Origin of the sequence: Chitinolyticbacter meiyuanensis (assembly GCF_008033135.1) — a bacterium.
GTDB lineage: Bacteria > Pseudomonadota > Gammaproteobacteria > Burkholderiales > Chitinibacteraceae > Chitinolyticbacter > Chitinolyticbacter meiyuanensis.
Genome location: NZ_CP041335.1, coordinates 4,186,165 through 4,206,895 on the forward strand (window position 1 = coordinate 4,186,165; position 20,731 = coordinate 4,206,895).

The 20,731-nt window shown below is 64.3% G+C and carries 27 protein-coding genes; 24 read left to right on the plus strand and 3 right to left on the minus strand.

The window, feature by feature from the left end:
* Positions 1-61 precede the first annotated feature (61 nt).
* From FLM21_RS19965 to nudC, 8 genes are read left to right on the plus strand one after another with little or no spacing between them, the layout of a single operon-like run.
* A complete protein-coding gene (locus tag FLM21_RS19965) occupies positions 62-478 on the plus strand; it encodes a VOC family protein (protein ID WP_148717257.1) in 417 nt (138 codons plus the stop codon).
* Positions 475-1,005 carry a GNAT family N-acetyltransferase gene (locus FLM21_RS19970; protein ID WP_148717258.1) on the plus strand — a complete coding sequence of 177 codons (531 nt, stop codon included), beginning with the start codon at positions 475-477 and terminating at the stop codon, positions 1,003-1,005. Before FLM21_RS19965 ends, FLM21_RS19970 begins: the two co-directional genes overlap by 4 nt.
* Complete coding sequence (locus FLM21_RS19975; protein ID WP_148717259.1) at positions 1,002-1,388, plus strand: hypothetical protein; 387 nt, start codon at positions 1,002-1,004, stop codon at positions 1,386-1,388. The genes FLM21_RS19970 and FLM21_RS19975 overlap by 4 nt, the downstream gene beginning before the upstream one ends.
* Before the next feature lie 4 nt (positions 1,389-1,392).
* The gene (locus FLM21_RS19980; RefSeq protein ID WP_148717260.1) at positions 1,393-1,842 is read left to right on the plus strand and encodes a GNAT family N-acetyltransferase; all 450 of its coding nucleotides are present in this window, start codon (positions 1,393-1,395) and stop codon (positions 1,840-1,842) included.
* Positions 1,839-2,204 (plus strand): VOC family protein, encoded by a 366-nt coding sequence (locus FLM21_RS19985; protein WP_148717261.1) that lies wholly within the window; start codon positions 1,839-1,841, stop codon positions 2,202-2,204. The genes FLM21_RS19980 and FLM21_RS19985 overlap by 4 nt, the downstream gene beginning before the upstream one ends.
* Positions 2,201-2,815 carry a glutathione S-transferase gene (locus tag FLM21_RS19990; protein ID WP_148717262.1) on the plus strand — a complete coding sequence of 205 codons (615 nt, stop codon included), beginning with the start codon at positions 2,201-2,203 and terminating at the stop codon, positions 2,813-2,815. Before FLM21_RS19985 ends, FLM21_RS19990 begins: the two co-directional genes overlap by 4 nt.
* A 58-nt stretch (positions 2,816-2,873) precedes the next feature.
* On the plus strand, positions 2,874-3,632 hold the full coding sequence (locus FLM21_RS19995; protein ID WP_148717263.1) for a sulfite exporter TauE/SafE family protein: 759 nt from the start codon (positions 2,874-2,876) through the stop codon (positions 3,630-3,632).
* Positions 3,632-4,432, plus strand: a complete 801-nt coding sequence (gene nudC / locus FLM21_RS20000) for an NAD(+) diphosphatase (protein ID WP_148717264.1) — start codon at positions 3,632-3,634, stop codon at positions 4,430-4,432. The genes FLM21_RS19995 and nudC overlap by 1 nt, the downstream gene beginning before the upstream one ends.
* A 12-nt stretch (positions 4,433-4,444) precedes the next feature.
* Here the strand turns inward: nudC and FLM21_RS20005 are convergent, their stop codons facing one another.
* Positions 4,445-4,804 (minus strand): hypothetical protein, encoded by a 360-nt coding sequence (locus FLM21_RS20005; protein ID WP_148717265.1) that lies wholly within the window; start codon positions 4,802-4,804, stop codon positions 4,445-4,447.
* A 185-nt stretch (positions 4,805-4,989) separates the two neighbouring features.
* Between FLM21_RS20005 and FLM21_RS20010 the strand changes: the two genes are divergently transcribed.
* The 5 genes from FLM21_RS20010 (at position 4,990) to FLM21_RS20030 (ending at position 9,884) form a co-directional block, all read left to right on the plus strand.
* Positions 4,990-6,402, plus strand: a complete 1,413-nt coding sequence (locus FLM21_RS20010; protein ID WP_148717266.1) for an MltF family protein — start codon at positions 4,990-4,992, stop codon at positions 6,400-6,402.
* Between the two features lie 59 nt (positions 6,403-6,461).
* Positions 6,462-7,253, plus strand: a complete 792-nt coding sequence (locus FLM21_RS20015; RefSeq protein ID WP_148717267.1) for a sulfite exporter TauE/SafE family protein — start codon at positions 6,462-6,464, stop codon at positions 7,251-7,253.
* Positions 7,254-7,571: 318 nt separating this feature from the next.
* Positions 7,572-8,024, plus strand: coding sequence for an EVE domain-containing protein (locus tag FLM21_RS20020; protein WP_148717268.1), 453 nt, complete (start codon positions 7,572-7,574; stop codon positions 8,022-8,024).
* 70 nt (positions 8,025-8,094) lie between these two features.
* Positions 8,095-9,072 carry a bile acid:sodium symporter family protein gene (locus FLM21_RS20025; protein ID WP_148717269.1) on the plus strand — a complete coding sequence of 326 codons (978 nt, stop codon included), beginning with the start codon at positions 8,095-8,097 and terminating at the stop codon, positions 9,070-9,072.
* Complete coding sequence (locus tag FLM21_RS20030; protein ID WP_148717270.1) at positions 9,069-9,884, plus strand: sulfite exporter TauE/SafE family protein; 816 nt, start codon at positions 9,069-9,071, stop codon at positions 9,882-9,884. Before FLM21_RS20025 ends, FLM21_RS20030 begins: the two co-directional genes overlap by 4 nt.
* 61 nt (positions 9,885-9,945) lie before the next feature.
* Here FLM21_RS20030 and FLM21_RS20035 read toward each other — a convergent pair whose 3' ends face one another.
* Both FLM21_RS20035 and FLM21_RS20040 read right to left on the minus strand, forming a co-directional pair.
* Positions 9,946-10,419: a DUF5063 domain-containing protein gene (locus tag FLM21_RS20035; protein ID WP_148717271.1), complete on the minus strand. Its 474-nt coding sequence runs from the start codon at positions 10,417-10,419 to the stop codon at positions 9,946-9,948.
* A complete protein-coding gene (locus tag FLM21_RS20040) occupies positions 10,416-11,282 on the minus strand; it encodes a YicC/YloC family endoribonuclease (RefSeq protein ID WP_148717272.1) in 867 nt (288 codons plus the stop codon). Before FLM21_RS20040 ends, FLM21_RS20035 begins: the two co-directional genes overlap by 4 nt.
* Before the next feature lie 116 nt (positions 11,283-11,398).
* Between FLM21_RS20040 and FLM21_RS20045 the strand changes: the two genes are divergently transcribed.
* The 11 genes from FLM21_RS20045 to FLM21_RS20095 all read left to right on the plus strand — a co-directional run bounded on the left by FLM21_RS20045 (position 11,399) and on the right by FLM21_RS20095 (position 20,691).
* On the plus strand, positions 11,399-12,367 hold the full coding sequence (locus FLM21_RS20045; RefSeq protein ID WP_148717273.1) for a serine/threonine protein kinase: 969 nt from the start codon (positions 11,399-11,401) through the stop codon (positions 12,365-12,367).
* Complete coding sequence (locus FLM21_RS20050; RefSeq protein WP_148717274.1) at positions 12,364-13,272, plus strand: PP2C family protein-serine/threonine phosphatase; 909 nt, start codon at positions 12,364-12,366, stop codon at positions 13,270-13,272. The genes FLM21_RS20045 and FLM21_RS20050 overlap by 4 nt, the downstream gene beginning before the upstream one ends.
* Positions 13,273-13,352: 80 nt before the next feature.
* Positions 13,353-14,015 (plus strand): hypothetical protein, encoded by a 663-nt coding sequence (locus tag FLM21_RS20055; protein WP_148717275.1) that lies wholly within the window; start codon positions 13,353-13,355, stop codon positions 14,013-14,015.
* Between the two features lie 101 nt (positions 14,016-14,116).
* Positions 14,117-14,833, plus strand: a complete 717-nt coding sequence (gene rph, locus FLM21_RS20060) for a ribonuclease PH (protein ID WP_148717276.1) — start codon at positions 14,117-14,119, stop codon at positions 14,831-14,833.
* A 93-nt stretch (positions 14,834-14,926) separates the two neighbouring features.
* A complete protein-coding gene (locus FLM21_RS20065) occupies positions 14,927-16,453 on the plus strand; it encodes an aryl-sulfate sulfotransferase (RefSeq protein WP_148717277.1) in 1,527 nt (508 codons plus the stop codon).
* Between the two features lie 112 nt (positions 16,454-16,565).
* A complete protein-coding gene (gene dusA, locus FLM21_RS20070; protein ID WP_281284957.1) occupies positions 16,566-17,561 on the plus strand; it encodes a tRNA dihydrouridine(20/20a) synthase DusA in 996 nt (331 codons plus the stop codon).
* Positions 17,558-18,199: a retropepsin-like aspartic protease family protein gene (locus tag FLM21_RS20075; protein ID WP_148717278.1), complete on the plus strand. Its 642-nt coding sequence runs from the start codon at positions 17,558-17,560 to the stop codon at positions 18,197-18,199. The genes dusA and FLM21_RS20075 overlap by 4 nt, the downstream gene beginning before the upstream one ends.
* A gap of 4 nt (positions 18,200-18,203) precedes the next feature.
* On the plus strand, positions 18,204-18,800 hold the full coding sequence (rdgB, locus tag FLM21_RS20080) for an RdgB/HAM1 family non-canonical purine NTP pyrophosphatase (RefSeq protein WP_148717279.1): 597 nt from the start codon (positions 18,204-18,206) through the stop codon (positions 18,798-18,800).
* Positions 18,797-19,024: a hypothetical protein gene (locus FLM21_RS20085; protein ID WP_148717280.1), complete on the plus strand. Its 228-nt coding sequence runs from the start codon at positions 18,797-18,799 to the stop codon at positions 19,022-19,024. The genes rdgB and FLM21_RS20085 overlap by 4 nt, the downstream gene beginning before the upstream one ends.
* 40 nt (positions 19,025-19,064) lie before the next feature.
* Complete coding sequence (gene hemW, locus FLM21_RS20090; RefSeq protein WP_148717281.1) at positions 19,065-20,258, plus strand: radical SAM family heme chaperone HemW; 1,194 nt, start codon at positions 19,065-19,067, stop codon at positions 20,256-20,258.
* Between the two features lie 85 nt (positions 20,259-20,343).
* Positions 20,344-20,691, plus strand: coding sequence for a response regulator (locus tag FLM21_RS20095; protein ID WP_148717282.1), 348 nt, complete (start codon positions 20,344-20,346; stop codon positions 20,689-20,691).
* Positions 20,692-20,731 lie beyond the last annotated feature (40 nt).

Sequence of the window (20,731 nt, forward strand, 5' to 3'; positions counted from 1 at the left end):
ACTCGACGCTGGCTGTCGCCGGTTGCTAGCATGCCGGCGTATCGCTTCCGGGAGAGTCGTTATGCAGGCCCGCATTACGCTGATCACGCTGGGCGTCGACGATCTGGACGCCGCCATCCGGTTCTACCGCGACGGCCTCGGCTGGCCAACCGAGGGCATCGTCGGCTCCGAATTCGAACATGGTGCGGTCGCCTTTTTCGAGCTGGGCAATGGCCTCGGTTTTGCGCTGTGGCCGCGCGCCAGCCTCGCGCACGATACCGGCCTGCCGCAGGGTCCGCGCAGCAGCACCGAATTCACGCTGGCGCACAATGTGGCGAGCCGGAATGAAGTCGATGCGGTGTTGGGCCAAGCGCTGGCGGCCGGCGCCGGCTTGGTAAAACCAGCAGCCGACACCTTCTGGGGCGGCTACGCCGGCTATTTCGCCGACCCGGACGGGCATGTCTGGGAAATCGCTTGGAATCCGGACCGCCTGCCATGAGCCCGCTGCCCGCCATGCTGGAAACCAATCGACTGACGCTGCGCCGCTTCATACACGACGATTGGCTCGCGATGCACGCGCACTATGGCGATGCCGAGTGCACGCGACATACCTTCCGCCGCGTGCTGACAGAGGGCGAGAGCTGGCGTGCGATGGCCAGCATAGAAGGACACTGGGCGCTACGCGGCTACGGCCCGTATGCCGTCGTCGAAACCACCAGCCAATCTGTGATCGGCACGGTGGGGCCCTGGTATCCCAACGACTGGCCCGAGCCCGAGATCAAGTGGGCGCTGGTGCGCTCGGCCTGGGGCCGTGGCTACGCCAGCGAGGCGGTGTGCGCCATCCAGCACGTACTCTCCGCTGCCGGCTGGTCGCCACCGATCAGCTTCATCCACCACGACAATGCGCCGTCGATCCGCGTCGCACTCGCGGTCGGCGCCCTGCTCGAGCAAGTCGTGACATTCCGCGATGCGCCGTGGCATATCTACCGCCATCCCACCCAACCCGCCAACCCGACCTCGCCATGAAATCGCTCTTCACCCTGCCCCTCTGTGCCCTGCTGCTCGCCGCCTGCTCGGGCAAGCCGCCATCCATGCTCGGCAACTGGACCATCGACCTGGAGCCGATGCTGGCCGAGGCCCGCTCGCTCAAGGCCACGCCCAAGGAGCTCGACGCCATCCGCGCGACCTACGACGGCGGGCAGCTTGCGGTCACCAACGAGGAGATGGTGCTCAGCATGGCGAACAGGAGCCAGACCACCTGGCGCTACCAGGTGGTGGCGCAAAGCGGCGATTGCTATGACATCAAGTTCAGCCACGCTCCTGCCATCTACACGCATTGCATCGACGGCGACCAGATGCGGGTGGCCGATCCGGATACCCGACTGACCACCATCTTCCGCCGGGGCTGACACAATGGCCCCGATCTTGCGTGCCGCACGGGAGCAGGACTGGCCCGCCATCCGTGCGCTCTACGCAGCGGGCGATTACGCCGGCACCATCGCTTCGAGTGATGCGGCGTTCGTCGCCTGCCAGGGCGACGAGATCGTCGGCGTGGTGCGGCTCGCCACCGAGCACGACACCGCAGTGCTGCGCGGCATGCAGATCCATGCCGACCATCGCGGTCGGGGCATCGGCCGCGCGCTGCTCGGTTATTTCGTGGCCAGCGTGGCCGAGCGCGATTGCTACTGCATTCCATATCCACATCTGCTGGCCTTCTACGGCGCCGCGGGCTTCGTTGAGCTCGACGAAGCTGCGGCACCGGATTTCCTGGTCCAGCGCCTGGCCGGCTATCGGGCGCTGAACAATGGCAAACACTATGCGCTGATGGTCCGCCCGGCCGATCACCACAAGGAACCCCGATGACCCAAGCCACCGCCATCGAGATCAAGGCCTTCGTGCCGGCGCGCGATTTCGCGCTGTCGCGCCGCTTCTACAGCGCGCTCGGCTTCCAAGAATGCTGGGCCTCGGACGATCTGGCCTACTTCACCTACGGCACATGCAGCTTTTTGCTGCAGCGTTTCTATGTGGCCGAGCATGCAGACAACTTCATGATGCATCTGCTGGTCGACAACGCCGATGCCTGGTGGCAACAGGTGGAACCGATCGCGGCCGAATTCGGCCTGCGCACCGTGCCACCACAGGACCAGCCCTGGGGCATGCGCGACTTCGTGGTGATTGATCCCACCGGCGTGCTGTGGCGGATCGGGCAGAACCTCCCCGCATGACGCTGCCGCTGTTGTACACCTTCCGCCGCTGCCCCTATGCGATTCGCGCCCGGCTTGCCATCGCGGCAAGCGGCGTTGCCGTGCGCGAGCATGAGGTGGTGCTGCGCGACAAGCCGGCCGCCATGCTGGCGATCTCGCCCAAGGGCACGGTGCCGGTGCTGCAACTGCCCGATGGCACGGTGCTGGAACAGAGCCTGGTCATCATGCGCTGGGCATTGGCCAGTGCCGACCCGCTCGACTGGCTGCCCGGGCCGGCAATCATGGACGACACCGAGGCGCTGATCGCGCGCAACGACAGCGAGTTCAAGCACTGGCTTGACCGCTACAAATACCCGGAACGCCATCCGGAACGCCCGCAGGCCGCCTACCGCGACGAGACCGGGATCATCCTTGCCGACCTCGATGCCCGCATTGCCCGGCACGGCCAGCTCGTCGCCGACCGCGCCACGCTGGCCGATGCCGCCATCGTGCCTTTCGTGCGCCAGTTCGCCGCGGTGGACGCCGAATGGTTTGCACAGTCATCCTATCCGGCGCTGCAGAGCTGGCTCGCGGGCTGGCTGGCGTCGCCGCTGCTCCAGGCAGTGATGGCCAAGCCTGTGCCAGCCGCCTGAGCGGCTTGCCCGGCCGATCCGGCTGCGGCACCATCGCCGGTCTCACCCCGGTTCCGCCATGCTCGATCTCGCCCTGCTGTTCGTCGTTTCGCTGGTCGCCAACACGCTGTCCTCGCTCGCCGGAGGTGGTGCCGGCCTGCTGCAGCTGCCCATCCTGCTGTTCCTCGGGCTCGCCTTCCCGGTGGCGCTGGCCACCCACAAGCTCGCCTCGGTGGCGCTGGGGGTCGGCGCCACGCTCAAGCATCTGCGCTCACGCACGCTGGACTGGCGCTTTGCCGGCGTGGTACTGGGCTTTGGCCTGCCCGGTGTCTGGCTCGGGGCCACGCTGATCCTGTCGGTACCGGAGCATGCGGCGCTGATTGCGCTGGCAGTGCTGACCACCGGCCTCGGCGTGCATTCGCTGCTGTCGCCGCAGCTTGGCCAGCACGACGTGCCGCGTGCACGCAGTGGCTGGCGGCTGTGGCTGGGTGGTGCGGCGCTGTTCGGCATCGGCGTGCTCAACGGCTCGCTCACCTCCGGCACCGGCCTATTCGTGACGCTGTGGCTGATCTGGTGGTTCGGCATGGACTACAAGCAGGCGGTGGCCTACACGCTGGTGCTGGTCGGGCTGTTCTGGAACGGTGCGGGCGCCCTGGCACTGGCGCTGCAGGCCGGCGTCTACTGGCCGTGGGTGCCGGTGCTGCTGGCCGCGTCGGTGCTTGGCGGCTACCTCGGTGCACACTGGGGCCTGGCGCGCGGCAACCACACCATCAAGCGCGCCTTCGAGGTGGTGACCATCGCCACCGGGCTGTCGCTGTTCTGGAAGGCGCTGCTCTGATGCTGCCGGGTGACTTCATCAGCGGTTATCGGCAACTCGATGCGGCGTTGCCCAATGCGCTGACGCTGGCGTTCGATGGCGATGCCCTGCTGCTGGCAGGCGACCAACCGGCCCAACTCGCCCAGTTGCCGGCCCCTGCCGCGCTCTACCTGATCGGCGAATACCGGGGTTGGGCGGTCCAGCTGGCGCTGCTGCCGCGCGACGCCGAACTCGCGCCCGGCCTGACCGCCACGCCACTGCGCGCGGCCTGGGGCGTGCTCGACGAAGCGCTGTGGCTGATCGCCGGCCGCGCCATCCAGCTCGCGACCTTCCATCGCACGCATGCCCATTGCGGCGTCTGCGGCAGCGCCACCGTAGCGGTGGTCGACGAGGCGGCATGCGCCTGCCCGGCCTGCGGCCATCGCGTCTGGCCGCGCGTATCGCCCGCAGTGATGGTGCTGATCCAGCGCGGCAACGGCGCCTTGCTGCTGGCGCGCTCGCCGCATTTCCGGCCAGGCATGTACAGCGCGCTGGCCGGTTTCGTCGAACCGGGAGAAAGCCTGGAGGCCTGCGCGCATCGCGAGGTGCTGGAGGAAGTGGGCGTCACCATCACCAATCTGCGCTGGTTCGGCAGCCAGAGCTGGCCATTCCCACACTCGCTGATGCTGGCCTTCGTCGCCGACTACATGGCCGGCGACATCGTGCCGCAACCCGGCGAGATCGAGGATGCACGCTGGTTCAACCGCGATGCCATGCCGGTGCTGCCCGGCGCCGGCAGCATCGCCTACCGGTTGATCCGGTCGGTGCTGGACGCCGGTTGACGCTGCGGCGCTTTAGAACAGCGGCAGCGTGGGATCGTTCTTGGGCTTGGCAACCTCGCACAGGTTCTTGGCCAGCGCTTCGGCTACCGGCGACGGGCTGCGACCGTCGGTGATGTCCTTGCCGTCGGCGTTCAGCAGGCCGGTCTTCTTGGTTTCGCAATTGGCGATCAGCGACAGGCCAGCAGGTTGGGCTGCCTTGGCCTCGTCGAGCGCATACAGTACCGCGGCACGGGTATTGGCGCTGACGCGCGCTTCATGGCGATCGATACAGTAGGTCCGCTTGTTGGCGGAGGATTCGAAGCAGGCCAGATCGGCCTCGGCCTGCGCAAACGTGGCAATGCCCAGGGCGGCCAGGGCTAGGATTTTGTACATCTCGACTCCAATGGAAGGCGCCGGCTGCGGCGCGTGAGGCGCATGGTAAGAAGCCGGCCCGCGCGCTGCAAGCGTGGTATCGCTGCTGCTGCTGCCGTCGGTCGCGCCGAAGCAGCCTCGATGCACGTGGCATAGTGGGCGCTCCTGAGCTAGCTTACAAATCGACCTGTCTCCGGAGCCGTGCCATGAGTGCGTCCACGCTTGCCCGCTTGCTGTTCGCCGGACTGCTGTTCATCGTCAGCGGCGCCGTGACCGCCAACATGCCGATCCATCGCAACAGCTACAGCGGCGACCTGCCGGAGCTGGCGAAACGCCGGATGATCCGGGTGCTGGTGGTACCCAACAAGACCAACTACTTCGTCGACCAAGGCACGCAGCGCGGCGTGACCTACGAAACCTTCAAGGCCTTCGAGGATGATTACAACAAGCGGGCCAAGACCGGCCATTTGCGCGTACACGTGGTATTCGTGCCGGTCTCGCGTGATCGGCTGATTCCCGATCTCGTCGCCGGGCGCGGCGATGTCGCAGCGGCCGGGCTTACTGTGACCGCGTTGCGTGCCAAGGATGTGGATTTTGCCCAGCCGGTGTACGACGCGGTCAAGGAGATCGTCGTCACCGGGCCGGGCGCGCCGGCACTGGCCAATGCCCAAGCGCTGTCGGGCCAGGAAGTATTCGTGCGCCGCTCGTCGAGCTACTGGGAAAGCCTCACGGCACTCAACGCGCAGCTTGCCAAGGCCAAGAAGCCGCCGGTCAAGCTCAAGCCGGCCCCCGAAACACTGGAGGACGAGGATCTGCTGGAAATGGCCAACGCCGGTCTCGTGAAGATCGTGGTGGTCGACGACTACAAGGCAGCCTTCTGGGCCAAGGTCTTCCCCAAGCTCTCACTGCACCCCGATCTGGCGCTGCGCGAGGGCGGCAAGATCGCCTGGGCCATCCGCAAGGGCTCACCTAAGCTGAAAGCCGAGCTCGATGCCTTCGTCGCCACGCACAAGGTCGGCACCGGCTTCGGCAATACCCTGGTCAATCGCTACCTGAAGAACCTCAAGTACGTGAAGGATGCCACTGCGGATGCCGAGCGCGCCAAGTTCGACCAGACCGTCGCGCTGTTCCGCAAATACGGCGCGCAATACAAACTCGACTGGCTGCTGATCGCCGCCCAGGGCTACCAGGAATCGCGGCTCGACCAGAATGCCAAGAGCCACGTCGGCGCGGTCGGCGTGATGCAGGTGATGCCTGCCACCGGCAAGGAGCTGAAGGTGGGCGATATCCGCCAGCTGGAACCCAACATCCACGCCGGCACCAAGTACATCCGCTTCATGGTCGACCAGTACTACGAGAAGGAGCCGATGTCGCAGCTCGACAAGCACCTGTTCGCCTTCGCCTCGTACAACGCCGGGCCCGCGCGGATCCGCAAGCTGCGCGCGGAAGCGAAGACACGTGGGCTCGACCCGAACCGCTGGTTCAACAACGTGGAAGCCATCGCCGCCGAGCGCATCGGCCGCGAAACGGTGCAATACGTGAGCAACATCTACAAGTACTACATCGCCTATACGCTGCTGATGGAGCAGCTGCAGCAGAAGCAGGCCGCCAAGCGCTGAAGCGGCGCATCAGGGAAACAAGCGCTGGCGGCGCCGGCTATGGCGCGCCATGATGCCGCATGCTCGACGCCCTGCTGCACTACGAGCTGCTGCCGCAGCTTGCCATCCTGATCCCGCTCGCCTTCACCGCCGGCCTCGTCGATGCCGCCGTCGGCGGTGGCGGGCTGATCCTGGTTCCCGGCCTGTTCGCCACACTGCCGCGCGAACTACCGGCCATGCTGATGGGCACCAACAAGTTCGCCGCAATGATGGGCACGGCCTCCGCCACCTGGCGCTACACGCGACGGGTGAAGCTCGACTGGCACATCCTGCTGCCCAGCGCCGCCGCCGCTTTCGCCGGCGCCTATCTGGGCGCGCGCGCCATCCACTGGCTACCGGCGGATCTGATCCGCCCGCTGGTGATCGTGCTGCTCGCCGCGATGCTGGCCTACACCTGGTTCAAGCCGGAGTTCGGTACCGTCGACGCCGGTCGGCCGCTCACCCGCCGCGACCTTTACACCGGCCTTGCCATCGGTGCGGCCATCGGCTTCTACGACGGCTTCTTCGGCCCCGGCACCGGCTCCTTCCTGATCTTCCTGTTCGTGCGCTGCTTCCACTTCGATTTCCTGCGCGCGTCCGCCTCGGCCAAGATCGTCAACCTCGCCACCAACGCTGCCTCGCTGGTGTTCTTCATTCCGGCAGGCATGGTGCTGTTCGCGCTGGCGATCCCGATGGCCATCGCCAATATCGCGGGCGCCCAGGTCGGCAGCCGGCTGGCACTGGCCGGCGGCAGCGCGCGGGTGCGCCAGCTGTTCCTGGTGCTGGCCTGCGTACTGCTGGCCAAGCTGTGCTGGGACACCTTCCTCAAGTAGCTCGCCGCGCCAGCCGCCTCGACCAGGTGGTAGCCAGCGCTGTGGAGACTTGATTGATTTTTACGCGATGGGCTATTTTGCCCCAGTGCGCGGCATGCCACGCCGCAGTACGGGTACTGTCAGCGGCAAATAACGCTGCAATGGGGCAAAACAGCCCGTGGCCCGGATGGCTGCGCCGCCATCCTCGCCAAGGTTTGATCGCCAATGCTCACCAATATCCAGCATGTTTGCGCTTGGCTTTGCGCCCGACCAGCTGGCACGGCTGCGTAAAAGCCAATCAAGCCTCAACAAAGCCCAACCACCGATCCGGAGCTGCACATGGCCTACTGGCTGATGAAATCCGAACCCGACGATGTCAGCATCGACGACTTGGCCCGCATGGGCAGCGTCGGCTGGTATGGCGTGCGCAACTACCAGGCACGCAATTTCATGCGCGACGAGATGCAGCTGGGCGACGGCGTGCTGTTCTACCACTCCAGTTGCCCCGAGCCCGGCATCGCCGGCTTGGCCGAGGTCAGCCGGCTCGCCTATCCCGACCCCACTCAGTTTGATCCCGAATCCAAGTACTTCGATGCGAAGTCGACAGCCGAAGCCCCGCGCTGGCAACAGGTGGATGTACGTTTCATCGCCAAGACGCCCTTGCTGTCGCTCGACGCAATGCGGCAACACCCGCAGCTTGCCGGCATGCGCGTGCTGCAGCGGGGCAATCGGTTGTCGATCACGCCAGTGACATCGACCGAGTGGGATTTCCTGCAGCAGCTGCTGCGCTGACCCCGGTTTCGCAGCGCATGCGGCAAATGCCGCTTGGCGGCGCCAGTCGGCGCCGTTATTCTGGCTGGCTATGAAAAAGCCACCTTTCAGTCTCGATGGCTTCCTGCTGGCGATGCTCGCCGCCGTGGCATTGGCGCTGGTGTGGCCCGGCATCGGCACCAGCAACGGCCCGCTGCACCTGGGCGTCATCACCACCTGGGGGGTGGCGCTGGTGTTTTTCCTGCACGGCGCGGCACTGTCACCACAGAGCCTGAAGGCCGGCGTGACCAACTGGCGGCTGCATCTGTTCGTGCAGACGAGCACCTATCTGCTGTTCCCGCTGCTCGGCGGACTGCTGGTCTGGGCCGGGCATGGCCACATCCCGGCCGACGTGTTGCTCGGCGTGTTCTTCCTGTGCGCGCTGCCATCGACCATTTCGTCGTCGGTCGCGATGACAACCATGGGCAAGGGCAACGTCGCTGGCGCCGTGTTCAATGCGTCGCTCTCCAGCCTGATCGGCATGGTGGCAACACCGCTGCTGATCGGGCTGATGATCAGCACCAGCGGCCACGCCATGCCACTCGGCGAGGCCATTCGCGATATCGCCCTGCAGCTGTTGCTGCCGTTCACGCTGGGCCAGGCACTGCGGCCGTGGCTAGGCGGCTGGCTGGCGCGGCACAAGCCGGTGGTCAACAAGGTGGACCGAGCCGTCATCGTGCTGATCGTCTACACCTCGTTCTGCGACTCGACCGCTGCCGGGCTGTGGCACGACTACGCCTGGTGGATGCTCGCCAGCATCCTCGGTGTGGCCGCGCTGCTGCTTGCCAGTGTGCTTGGCATCACCATTGCAGCCAGCCGGGCGCTGGGCTTTTCGCGTGCCGACGAGGTAGCTGCCGTATTCTGCGGCTCGAAGAAGAGCCTGGCGGCCGGTATCCCGATGGCGCGGCTGCTGTTCGCCGGCCACCCCGCGCTGGGTCTGATCGTGCTGCCGGTGATGTGCTACCACCAGTTGCAGCTGCTGGTCTGCACCGTGCTGGCGCGGCGCTACGCGGCGAGGGCAGAACCATGAGCGCCAGCTGGCTGCCGGCGCTGCTGGCCTGCCTCGGCGTTGGTGTGGTCGCCGGCTTTCTAGCGGGCCTGCTGGGCGTGGGGGGCGGGCTGGTCATCGTACCGGCGCTGTTGGCGGTGTTCCACTTGCTCGACATGCCGGGCGCCCACGCGCAGCACCTGGCACTCGGCACCTCGCTCGCCACCATCGTGGTCACGTCGATTTCCAGCCTGCGTGCCCACCATGCACGCGGCGCGGTGCGCTGGCCACTGTGGCGCGCCATCGCGCCGGGCATCGTGATCGGCACCTTTGCCGGTGCGCAGCTCGCCGGCCTCGTTAGCGGCCGTTTGCTGCAATGGGTGTTCGTGGGCTTTGCCTACGCCGTGGCAGCGCAGATGCTGGCCGGCCGCCAGCCTGCGCCACACCGCCAGTTGCCCGGCAAGGCGGCCATCAGTGGCTGGGGCATCTTCATCGGTGCGGTATCGAGCTGGGTGGGCATCGGCGGCGGCTCGCTGTCGGTGCCATTCATGACCTGGCACAACGTGCCAGTGAAGGAGGCGATCGGCACCTCCGCCGCCATCGGCCTGCCGATCGCACTGGCCGGCGCAATCGGTTTCATCGTCAGCGGCTGGCCGGTAGCCGGCCTGCCGGCCGGCAGCGTCGGTTTCGTCTACCTGCCGGCGCTCGCTGGCATCGCATTGGCGAGCTTTCCGCTCGCCAAGCTCGGTGCCGCGGCGGCGCACCGGCTACCGGTCGCGGTGCTCAAGCAGGTGTTCGCCGGCCTGCTGATCGTGCTGGCCACGCGCATGGCGTGTCAGCTGATACAGGGATGACAGAAACGCTAGCTCGCGGGCGCACTCACCCCCAGCACCAAACAAGCCGCCTCTCCCAGGGTTAAGACCGCGAGCAATGAAGCGCATGCAACACACTGGTCGCATGCTGCCCCCAGTGCGTGCGGAACGCGTTCCGCCATTCCCACGCGGCGGCGGCCCGGTTTCCCTTGCGATACAGCGCCAACCCGCCCTTCATATCCCGCCAGATATCCGCCAAGTCGTCAGCCACATCCCCGAGGCCCAACGTCAAATCCGTGAGGTCGGCCGGATCAAGGCAAACGCCGTAATAGTCGAGCGGGAGCATGCCGAAGCGCTGGTGGATCGCAGCCCAATGCTCATGGGGAATATCCGCAGCGCACTCCTCATCGAAGAGATCTGGAAGATCCAGCGCAAGGCGATACAGCTGCGAAACCAGCCTGAGCGCAGTGTCGACCTCTTCGTCCAATGGCCCCGGAGGTGCCTCGGCCCAGGCACAGAAGGCTGCCGCCTCGCGTGCGAAGTCATCGAGTTGCGGTATTCCCGCCACCAATGTCACTCAATGTTCTGGATCTGCTCGCGCATCTGCTCGATCAGCACCTTGAGCTCGATCGACGCGCGGCTGGTCTCGACCGATACCGACTTGGAACCCAGCGTATTGGCCTCGCGATTGAGCTCCTGCATCAGGAAGTCGAGCTTCTTGCCGACATTGCCACCCTTCTCGAGGATGCGGCGGATTTCCGAGAAGTGCGCGCCCAGCCGCGACAATTCCTCGTCCACATCGATCTTCTGCGCGAACACCACGATCTCCTGGCGCACGCGGTCATCGTCGCCGCTGCCGAGCGCCTCGAGGAAGCGCGCCTTCAACTTAGCCTCGTACTCGATGACCAGTTGCGGCACTCGCGGCTTCACATCGGCCACGATGGCCTCCATGCCGGCGATGCGCTCCAGCAGATGCGCCTTGAGCTTCTCGCCTTCGCGGTTGCGGCTGGCAGCCAGTTCGGCCAGTGCCTCGTCGAGTAGCGCCTGTAGGGCCTCGCCCAGCGCCTCGCTGCTGGCGGTGGCTTGTGTCAGCACACCCGGCCAGCGCAGCAGCTCACCCAGCCGCAGCTCACCGCCAGCCGGCACCAGCGCGCTCGCCTCGCGGGACACTTCCACCAGTTGCTGCAGCAGCGCACGGTTGAGTACCAGCGCAGCGGCACCGGCAGCCTGGGCATTGAAGCCGATGCGGCATTCGATCTTGCCGCGTGCCATCTTGGCGGCGATGCGTTCACGCACCACCCCCTCGAAGCTGCGCAACTCTTCGGGTGCGCGCACCGTCAGGTCTAGATACCGGTGGTTGACGGCACGCAACTCCAGGCTGAGCGTGCCTTCGGCCAGTTCGCGTTGTACGGCGGCAAAGCCGGTCATGCTGAATATCATGTTTTCTCCTCGCTACCTGCGCCTTGAATCCGCGACACCTGGTCAGGCACCCGCTTTACATTTGTACGGCGCTGTACCCACAATGGGCTTCAAAGCGGTCCAGTATAACAACCCCGATGGCCTCCCCCAGCAACCAGCCTCTCGCACGCGGCTATCAGCTGCAGAACTACACGATCGCCAAGCTGCTGTCTGCCGGCGGCTTTTCCATTGTCTATCTCGCCCACGACGAGAACGACTACCCGGTCGCGATCAAGGAATACCTGCCCAACTCGCTGGTACTACGCCAGGAAGGCTCGCAGGTGATGGCCAGCAGCGACGAGAATCTCGCGCTGTTCCGTCACGGCCTCAAGTGCTTCTTCGAGGAAGGCAAGACGCTGGCACACATCCAGCACCCGAACATCGTGCGCGTGATCAATTTTTTCCGCGCCAACGATACCGTCTACATGGTGATGGAGTACGAACGCGGCCGCACGCTGCAAAAGGAAATCCAGCTCAAGCATGCACGTGAAGGCGTGGATGAGAAGCTGATCCGCCACGTGTTCTACCACCTGTTGAATGGCCTGCGCGAAGTGCACCTGAACAAGCTGCTGCACCTCGACATCAAGCCCGCCAACATCTACATCCGTCGCGATGGCTCGCCAGTGCTGCTCGATTTCGGCTCGGCCCGCCAGACATTGACCAGCGAACACTCGCGACTCACCCCGATGTATACGCCCGGCTTTGCTGCGCCCGAGCAGTACCAGAAGAAGGATCCGCACGGCCCGTGGACCGACATCTACGGTGTCGGCGCCTCGATGTACGCCTGCCTGGCCGGCACCGCGCCGCCACCGGCGGACCAGCGGCAGAAGGAAGACAAGCTGCCCGATGTGGCCGAGCGCTGGGGCGATCGCTATTCGCCCGAGCTCCTTGCGCTGATCCAGCAATGCCTCGCACTCGATCCCGAGCAACGGCCGCAAAGCGTGCACCAATTGCAGAAGCAGTTGCTGGAGCCTGCCTCCGCGCCGCGCCGCCGCGGCGGGCTGATCCGCACGCTGCGCCGCTCCTGGCTCAACTTCACCGCCAAACCGTCGCGAGTGAGCGAATGAAATTCACCATCTACCAGGAGACCCGCCAGGGCGGGCGCAAGTACAACCAGGACCGCATGGGCTACTCGTACAGCCGCGATGCGTTACTCCTGGTCATTGCCGACGGCATGGGCGGCCACCTGCATGGCGAGGTCGCCGCGCAGATCGCGGTCGAACTCTTGACCGACCAGTTCCAGAAGAAGGCCGATCCGGCGCTTGCCAACCCCTCGCAATTTCTTGCCGATGCGCTGCAGCGCTGCCACGAGGCGATCTACCACTACGCAGCCAATCACCAGATGATCGAAGTGCCACGCACCACCTGCGTGGCTTGCGTGGTGCAGGACGGCATTGCCTACTGGGCGCATGTCGGCGACTCGCGGCTCTACCTGCTGCGTGACCGTCGGGTCTTCGCCCAGACGCGTGATCATTCCAAGGTGCGCAAGCTCGTCGAATCGGGCGCCATCACCGAGGAAGAAGCGCGCACCCACGCCGAGAAGAACAAGATCTACTCCTGCCTGGGCGGTTCCTATCCGCCCGAGATCGAGCTTGGCGGCAAGATCGCGCTGGCCGACGGCGATTCGCTGTTGCTGTGCACCGACGGTTTCTGGGGATCGCTGCCCGATGACGAGCTCACCCATTTCATGGGTGCCTTCCCGGTACTGTTCGCCATCCCACAGCTGATGGACCGCGCCGAGCTGCGTGGGGGCAAGTTCAGCGACAACCTCACCGCACTCGCCATCAACTGGCATGAGGAAGACGACGGCCCGAACGAGGATGCCTTCGTCTCCACGCAGAAGCTCGACCAGAACACCATCGCCACCCGGGTGGACCCGATCGATGCCAAGCGCGGCGGCGAGGTCACCGAGGACGACATCGAGCGCGCCATCGCCGAGATCCAGGCCGCCATCGCCAAGTACTCCAAGTAGCGCCGGCCATACCGGCGGGCTTGCCTTCGCCGGATATCGCTCCCTATACCTCAGCAGGACTTTCCAACGGAGGGAACAGGATGCGCAGATTCGGTATCGCGGCACTCATCGCCATCGCAGGCAACCCAGTGTGGGCCAACGACAACGCCATCGGCGGCTCGATCAGCACGCTAGGCGCTGGCGTCGAATACACCCGGCGGCTCGATGAACAGTTCAACCTGCGTGTCAACGCCAACGGCCTGAACTACAACCGCAGCGATACCATCGACGATATCCACTACGATGCGAAACTGCGCCTGCGCAATGCCGGCGTCCTCGCTGACTGGGTGGTGAACCGCTGGCTTCGGCTGTCTGCCGGCCTCTACTACAACGGCAACAAGGCCGATTTGAGCGGCAACCCCACCGATGGCAATTACACCTTCAACGGTGCCAGCTACCCTGCCGCCGCCGTCGGTGATCTCAGCGGCAAGGTCGACTTCAACACTTTCTCTCCCTATCTGGGCATCGGCTTCGGCAACCCGGTCGGCAGCGACAGCAACTGGACCTTCACCTTCGATGTCGGCGTACTGTTCCAGGGCTCACCCAAGGTCAGCCTGAACGCGCAATGCTCGCCACTGCTGTCCGCCGCCGACTGCCAGGTGCTGCAGGACAACGTCACCGCGGAAGAGGACGAAGTGCGCAAGGCCGCCGAGGACTACGAGTTCTGGCCAGTAGTGAAACTGGGCCTTCACTACGCGTTCTGACCGTCGCACCGGCATCGGCAGCGGCCATCCAGGCCGTCGCCGCGCTTTGCCAGGGGCAGGCCATGCGCTACAATTCTTTGATTTTTCTCGAAAAGAATCTCATGCGCCCTTCGCAACGTCTGCCCCATCAGCTCCGTCCTGTCCGCATCACTCGCCGCTTCACCCGCCACGCCGAAGGTTCGGTGCTGATCGAGTTCGGCGAGACCCGCGTGATCTGCACCGCCAGCGTCGAGGAATCGGTGCCGCCGTTTCTCAAGGGCAAGGGCCAGGGCTGGGTAACCGCGGAGTACGGCATGCTGCCGCGCTCGACCGGCTCGCGGATGAAGCGCGAGGCGGCGCAGGGCAAGCAGAGCGGTCGCACCCAGGAAATCCAGCGACTGATCGGCCGCTCGCTGCGCGCCGTGGTCGATCTTGCCAAGCTCGGCGAGCGGCAGATTGTGATCGACTGCGACGTGATCCAGGCCGATGGCGGCACCCGTACCGCCAGCATCACCGGCGCCTTCGTGGCGCTCACCGATGCGATCAATGGTCTGATCGCCACCGGCAAGCTCGCCGAGAACCCCATCCGCGAAGCTGTTGCTGCTGTCTCGGTCGGCATCTATGGCGAAACCCCGGTGCTCGATCTCGATTACCTTGAAGATTCCGTCTGCGAGACCGATATGAACGTGGTGATGACCGCCGGCGGCACCTTTATCGAGGTGCAGGGCACGGCCGAGGGCGTGCCGTTCTCCCGCCATGAGATGAACGCGCTGCTCGATCTCGCTGATGCCGGTATCCGCGAACTGATCACAATGCAAAAAATGGCGCTCGACAGCTGAACTCTCTCAGGCAGATGGTGGCCGCGCCAGTAGCGCCGTCAGTCAACGATAGCTATACATGGAAGCATCATCTATCCCACGCGGATGTAAACCATGTGGAAATTGCTCGTCAGCTCTGCTTCGCTTGCATTGCTTCTCTTTGGTTGCGGTGGCGGTTCGCCCAACCAAGCCGAATCAACCTCTGTGAGGTTTACCAGTAGCAGTGACGGCGTAACGCCATTCATTAAACGCATAGGCGCGCAATTAGACGGAACGGGCGAACTTGCTAGCGTTTCATTTGAAATAGGCGCTCAGCCTGGAACCATCTCTCGCCCTGTACATGTCACACTTCTGCGCAGCTTCCTAGTTCGACGCGGCTTCTTCGAACCGACGACCGGCCAGCTGACGATTCCGGTATTTGGCCTCTATGCTGGTGCCAGCAACTCCGTAAAGCTGACGTTCGCCTACGTCGACGGTAGCAGCTCAACCAGCGACATCGTGGTAGATACCGCCCCCTATCGAGATGCAAACGGCGTGTACGATCGGCCGCGCGTTTTAACCGCTCGTATCGCCACTACGCCGCTGGGCTTCGATTTCATGGTGCTCAAAAGTGGGCTGACCACACCTGTCATTGTTGATACCGACGGCCAAACACGCTGGATCGGAGCAATGCCTAGCGACCCATTCTCATCATCGTCGTCCGTTTTTCTTGGCAATCGATTTCTCGTCGGCAGTGGCAAACAGATATACGCTCTACACCTCGATGGTGGCATTGACCAAGTCAACCTGAAAGATCCCGTGGCACAAAACTTCCACCACGACGTCTCCCCGGGAAAGCACGGCCTCTTGTTTGAAATAGACGGCGAACGAAATGGGACTCGTATCGTTGAATCGCTGCTATATGAGGCAGACGAACAGGGCAACGTATTGAAGACATGGGATATGGGGCAGATCTTCACCGACGCGATCGTCGCCAGCGGCGGCGATCCCAGCAATTTTGTCCGAGATGGCGTCGACTGGTTCCATATGAACTCGGCAGTCTACGACCCACGTGATGACACGTTGCTGGTGTCGAGCCGTGAAAACTTCGTCGTGAAGCTGGACTACGAAACTGGGCAGCTCAAGTGGCTGTTGGGGGATCCAACCAAGCACTGGTTTGTCGACTACCCCGCACTGCAAGCGCTCGCATTGACGATCAATGGGCACCCGCCAATTGGCCAGCATGCACTGTCGATTTCCAACGACGGCCAACTGCTGATGTTCGACAACGGCCTTGCTAGCCAGAACCACCCTGCGGGTACCGCCGCCGGGGCGAACCGGAACACAAGTGCGCCAGCGATGTACCGGATTGACGAGCAGACTCGAACTGCCACAGAAACATGGCGGTTCGAGTTTCCTGGAGGAATATCTTCACCGGTTTGTTCCAGCGTCTACCAGTTGCCCAACGACTCAAAGCTGGTAACCTACTCGTCCGTCGGGTTCTCAGCTACCGACCCGACATCTTCATTTACTACCCGCTTGGTTGGTTTGACCATAAACGGCACGGTCGCCTTTGATTTTGAGTACTCAAATCCTAGGCGTAGCTGTCTGGCTGCTTGGAACGCTACACCTATCGCATTTGATGCACTGACATTAGACTGATTTTCATCCACTAATACCAAGCCTGTCAGTTTGACCCAATCGCAAGCGCGAGAGGACAATCGCTTTTTATGCCATATGGTGCGCCGCCGCGGACAGCGCAATCTTCGCCAAAGTGAATACGCCTTCTCTCTCGCGCCGCTATTGCGTCGCCCCGATGCTCGATTGGACTGATCGCCACTACCGGCGCTTCGCTCGCACGCTGTCCCGCCACGCCTGGCTCTACACCGAGATGATCAATACCGGCGCCATCCTGCATGGCGAGCCGATGCGCCACCTGCGTTTCGACGAAATCGAGAACCCGCTGGCGCTACAGCTGGGCGGCTCCGAACCTGCCGATCTCGCGCGTTGCGCCAAGATCGCCGAGAACTGGGGCTATGACGAGGTCAACCTCAACGTCGGTTGCCCATCCGAGCGCGTGCAATCCGGCTCCTTCGGCGCCTGCCTGATGCTGGAACCGCAACTGGTGGCCGATTGCGTGAAGGCCATGCGCGATGCTGCCAGCGTGCCGGTCACCGTCAAGCACCGCATCGGCATCGATCAGGAGGAGCGCTATGACTTCGTGCGCGACTTCGTCGGGCAGGTGGCTGATGCCGGCTGCGGCAGTTTCATCGTCCACGCGCGCAATGCCATTCTCAAGGGGTTGTCGCCCAAGGAAAACCGCGAAATCCCGCCGCTGAAGTACGATTATGCCTACCGGCTCAAGCACGACTTCCCACAGCTGGAAATCATCGTCAACGGCGGCATCACCAGCCACGCCACAGCACAGGCGCATCTGGAACACGTCGATGGCGTGATGGTGGGGCGCGATGCCTACCACAACCCCTATGTGCTGGCCGAAGTCGATGCGCTCTACTACGGCAGCAACGACGCGATCCCAAGCCGCGAGGAGGCCATCCGCGCCCTGCGCCCCTTCGTGGAGGCGGAGCTCGCCGCAGGTACGCCGCTGCGCTTCATTGCCCGGCATATCCTAGGCCTGTTTCAGGGGCAGCGCGGTGCCCGCAACTGGCGCAGAATGCTGTCGGACGCCAAACTGCTGAAGGGTGCCGACTGGCGCCTGATCGAACAGGCGCTGGCCGAGATCCAGCCGACCGGGGAGGAGACTCTATGATGAAAGCATTGCTGATGACCGCCGCGCTATTCCTGGCCGGCACGGTGCAGGCCGACCAGATCACCTTGTTGGCCACCATGGGCAACAAGGCCGTCGTCGATATCGACGGCAAGCGCCATACCGTGGCCATCGGCCAGAAAGCTGGCGTCGCCAAGCTGGTGAAGCTCGACGGCGAAAGCGCTGTGTTTGAGGTGGATAGCAAGCAACGCCGACTATTGCTGGGCGAAGGTTATGTGGCTGGCAACAGCACAGTCAGCCAAGAAGGTGCCAGCGTTGTGCTCAGCCCGGACGCCAAGGGCCACTACTTCGCACAGCTTTCCATCAACGGCAATAGCGTGAATGGCGTGGTCGATACAGGTGCCACCCATCTTTCAATGAACGTGGAACAGGCCAAACGCCTCGGTATCGCCTATGCGAACGGACAACCCGCCCAAGCCCAGACTGCCAACGGTACTATCAAGGCTTGGATTATCCAACTGCAGCAAGTGAAGATCGGCGGTATCACCATCTACAACACGCCAGCCACCGTGCGCGAGGGCGGCGACGATACCCCCGTGCTGATCGGCACCAGCTTCCTCAACCGCTTCCAGATGAAGCGCGACCAGGAACTGATGATCCTGACCAAGAAGGCGTACTGATCCCATGACCAAGCGCATCGTGCTGGCCAGTAACAATGCCGGCAAGCTTCGGGAGTTCGCCAAGCTGTTCGCCACCCTCGACATCGAGATCGTGCCGCAGGCCGAGCTCGGCGTGAGCGAGGCCGAGGAGCCGCATCACACCTTCGTCGAGAACGCGCTCGCCAAGGCGCGTCACGCCGCGCGCGCCACCGGCCTGCCGGCCCTTGCCGACGACTCGGGCATCTGCGTTGCCGCGCTCGGCGGCGCGCCGGGCGTGTATTCGGCACGCTACGCCGGCGAGCCCAAGTCCGATGCGCGCAACAACGAGAAGCTGCTGGCCGAACTTACCAGCCAGACTGATCGCCGCGCCTGGTATTACGCCGCGCTGGTGCTGGTGCGCCACGCCGACGATCCGCAGCCCTTGATCGCCGACGGCGTCTGCCTGGGCGAAGTGCTGACCGCGCCGCAGGGCGACGGTGGCTTCGGCTACGACCCGCTGTTCTGGCTGCCGCAGTTCGGCAAGACCGTCGCCGAGATCAGCGCTGACGAGAAGGCGCAGATCTCGCACCGTGGCAAGGCGCTGCGCGTGCTGATCGCCAAGCTCGCGGAAACCGGGCTATGAGCGCCTGCGCCAACGAAGCGCGCTACGCCATCTGGCGGCGTGACGACGCCAGCGTGGTCTCCTGCACCGAGAAGGTGAAGGTGATGAACGAGAACCTCGACGAGCTGGTCCAGGCGATGCAGGACGCCTTCGAGGACGGCCTGTTGATGGAAGTCTCCGAAGGCCAGATGCGCGATGTGCTGCACCAGCTGGTCGACCGGCTGAACAACCCCTACCACCGCTGATTCCTCCGGCGGCGCCACGGCGCACGCCGGGCGCGCCACCATGCAGACCATCTCCCTCGCCAGCCTCAAGCGCACGCTCTCGCCCACCGCAGTGGAGCTCGCGGCGCTGCCGCCGCTGGCGCTCTACATCCATTTTCCCTGGTGCGTGCAGAAGTGCCCGTACTGCGATTTCAACTCGCATACGCAAAAGGGGGGCCTGCCGGAGGACGAGTACATCGCCGCGCTGCTGGCGGACCTCGAATCCTGTCTGCCGTCAGTGTGGGGCCGGCCAGTGTCGACCATCTTCATGGGCGGTGGCACCCCCAGCCTGTTCTCGGCCGGCGCGATCGACACGCTGCTCGCTGGCATCCGCGCCCGCATCAAACTGCTGCCCGATGCCGAGATCACGCTGGAAGCCAATCCCGGTACCTTCGAGGCGGAGAAGTTCGCCGGCTATCGCGCAGCTGGCGTGAACCGGCTGTCGATCGGTATCCAAAGCCTCGATGACGCCAAGCTCAAGGCACTGGGCCGCATCCATGGCCGCGACGAGGCGCTGGCGGCAGTCGAGATTGCGCACCGCCATTTCGACAACTTCAACCTCGACGTGATGTATGCGCTGCCGGAGCAAACACTCGCCGAAGCGCTCGCCGATATCGATGCCGCGATCGCGCTGGCCCCACCGCACCTGTCGGCCTATCACCTGACGCTGGAACCGAACACGCTGTTCCACCGCTATCCGCCCGCACTGCCGGACGATGACCTCGCTGCCGACATGCAGGATGCGATCGAGGCCCGGCTCGCCGCGGCCGGCTACCAGCATTACGAGACCAGCGCCTTTGCCAAGCCCGGCCATCGCGCGCGGCACAATGTGAACTACTGGCAGTTCGGCGACTACCTCGGCATCGGTGCCGGTGCGCACGCCAAGATCAGCTTTCCCGACCGCATCACCCGCCAGGCCCGCTACAAGCAGCCGGGTGACTACCTCGCCCGCATGGCCGCAGGCTCGGCGGTCCAGACCGAGGAGACGCTGACGCGCGCGCAACTGCCGTTCGAGTTCATGCTCAATCTGCTACGGCTTACCGACGGCTTTGCGCTCAGCCTCTATGCCGAGCGCACCGGCCTGCCGTTGCCCACGGTGCTGCCGCAGCTGGAACGCGCCTGTAGCGAGGGATTACTGGAACACGACGGCGACTGGGTACGCCCGACCGATCAGGGCCGGCGCTTTCTCAATACGCTGCTGGAACGCTTTCTTTGACCTGGCTGGGGTGAGGCGTACCGCGGTGATTGCATAAAACGTGTCCGCGTCATACGCTGCCCCGATCAATCTGCCCCTACACAGCATGCCTACGCTCAACCTTCTGTACGTCGAAGACAACGCGATCCTGCGCGCCACCATCTGCGAATACCTGGAAGACCTGGGGCATGCGGTCACCGCGCGAGGCAATGCCGAGGAGGCGCTGGCGGCGCTGGCCACTCAGCATTTCGACGTGCTGTTGAGCGATGTCAGCCTGCCAGGGCGCTCGGGCCTGGAGCTGGTGCGCGAGGCTGCCGCAATGCAGCCGGCGTTGCGGCTGGTGCTGGCCACCGGCCACACACTCGATCGCGAGCTCGACCAACTGGGCCTGCCGGTGCAACTGCTGGCCAAGCCGTTCGACCTCGACGCGCTGGAAGCCGTACTCGACGTGTAGGTGCTCTCCTACGCGCTGTCGGAATCGTCCGATGGCGCGT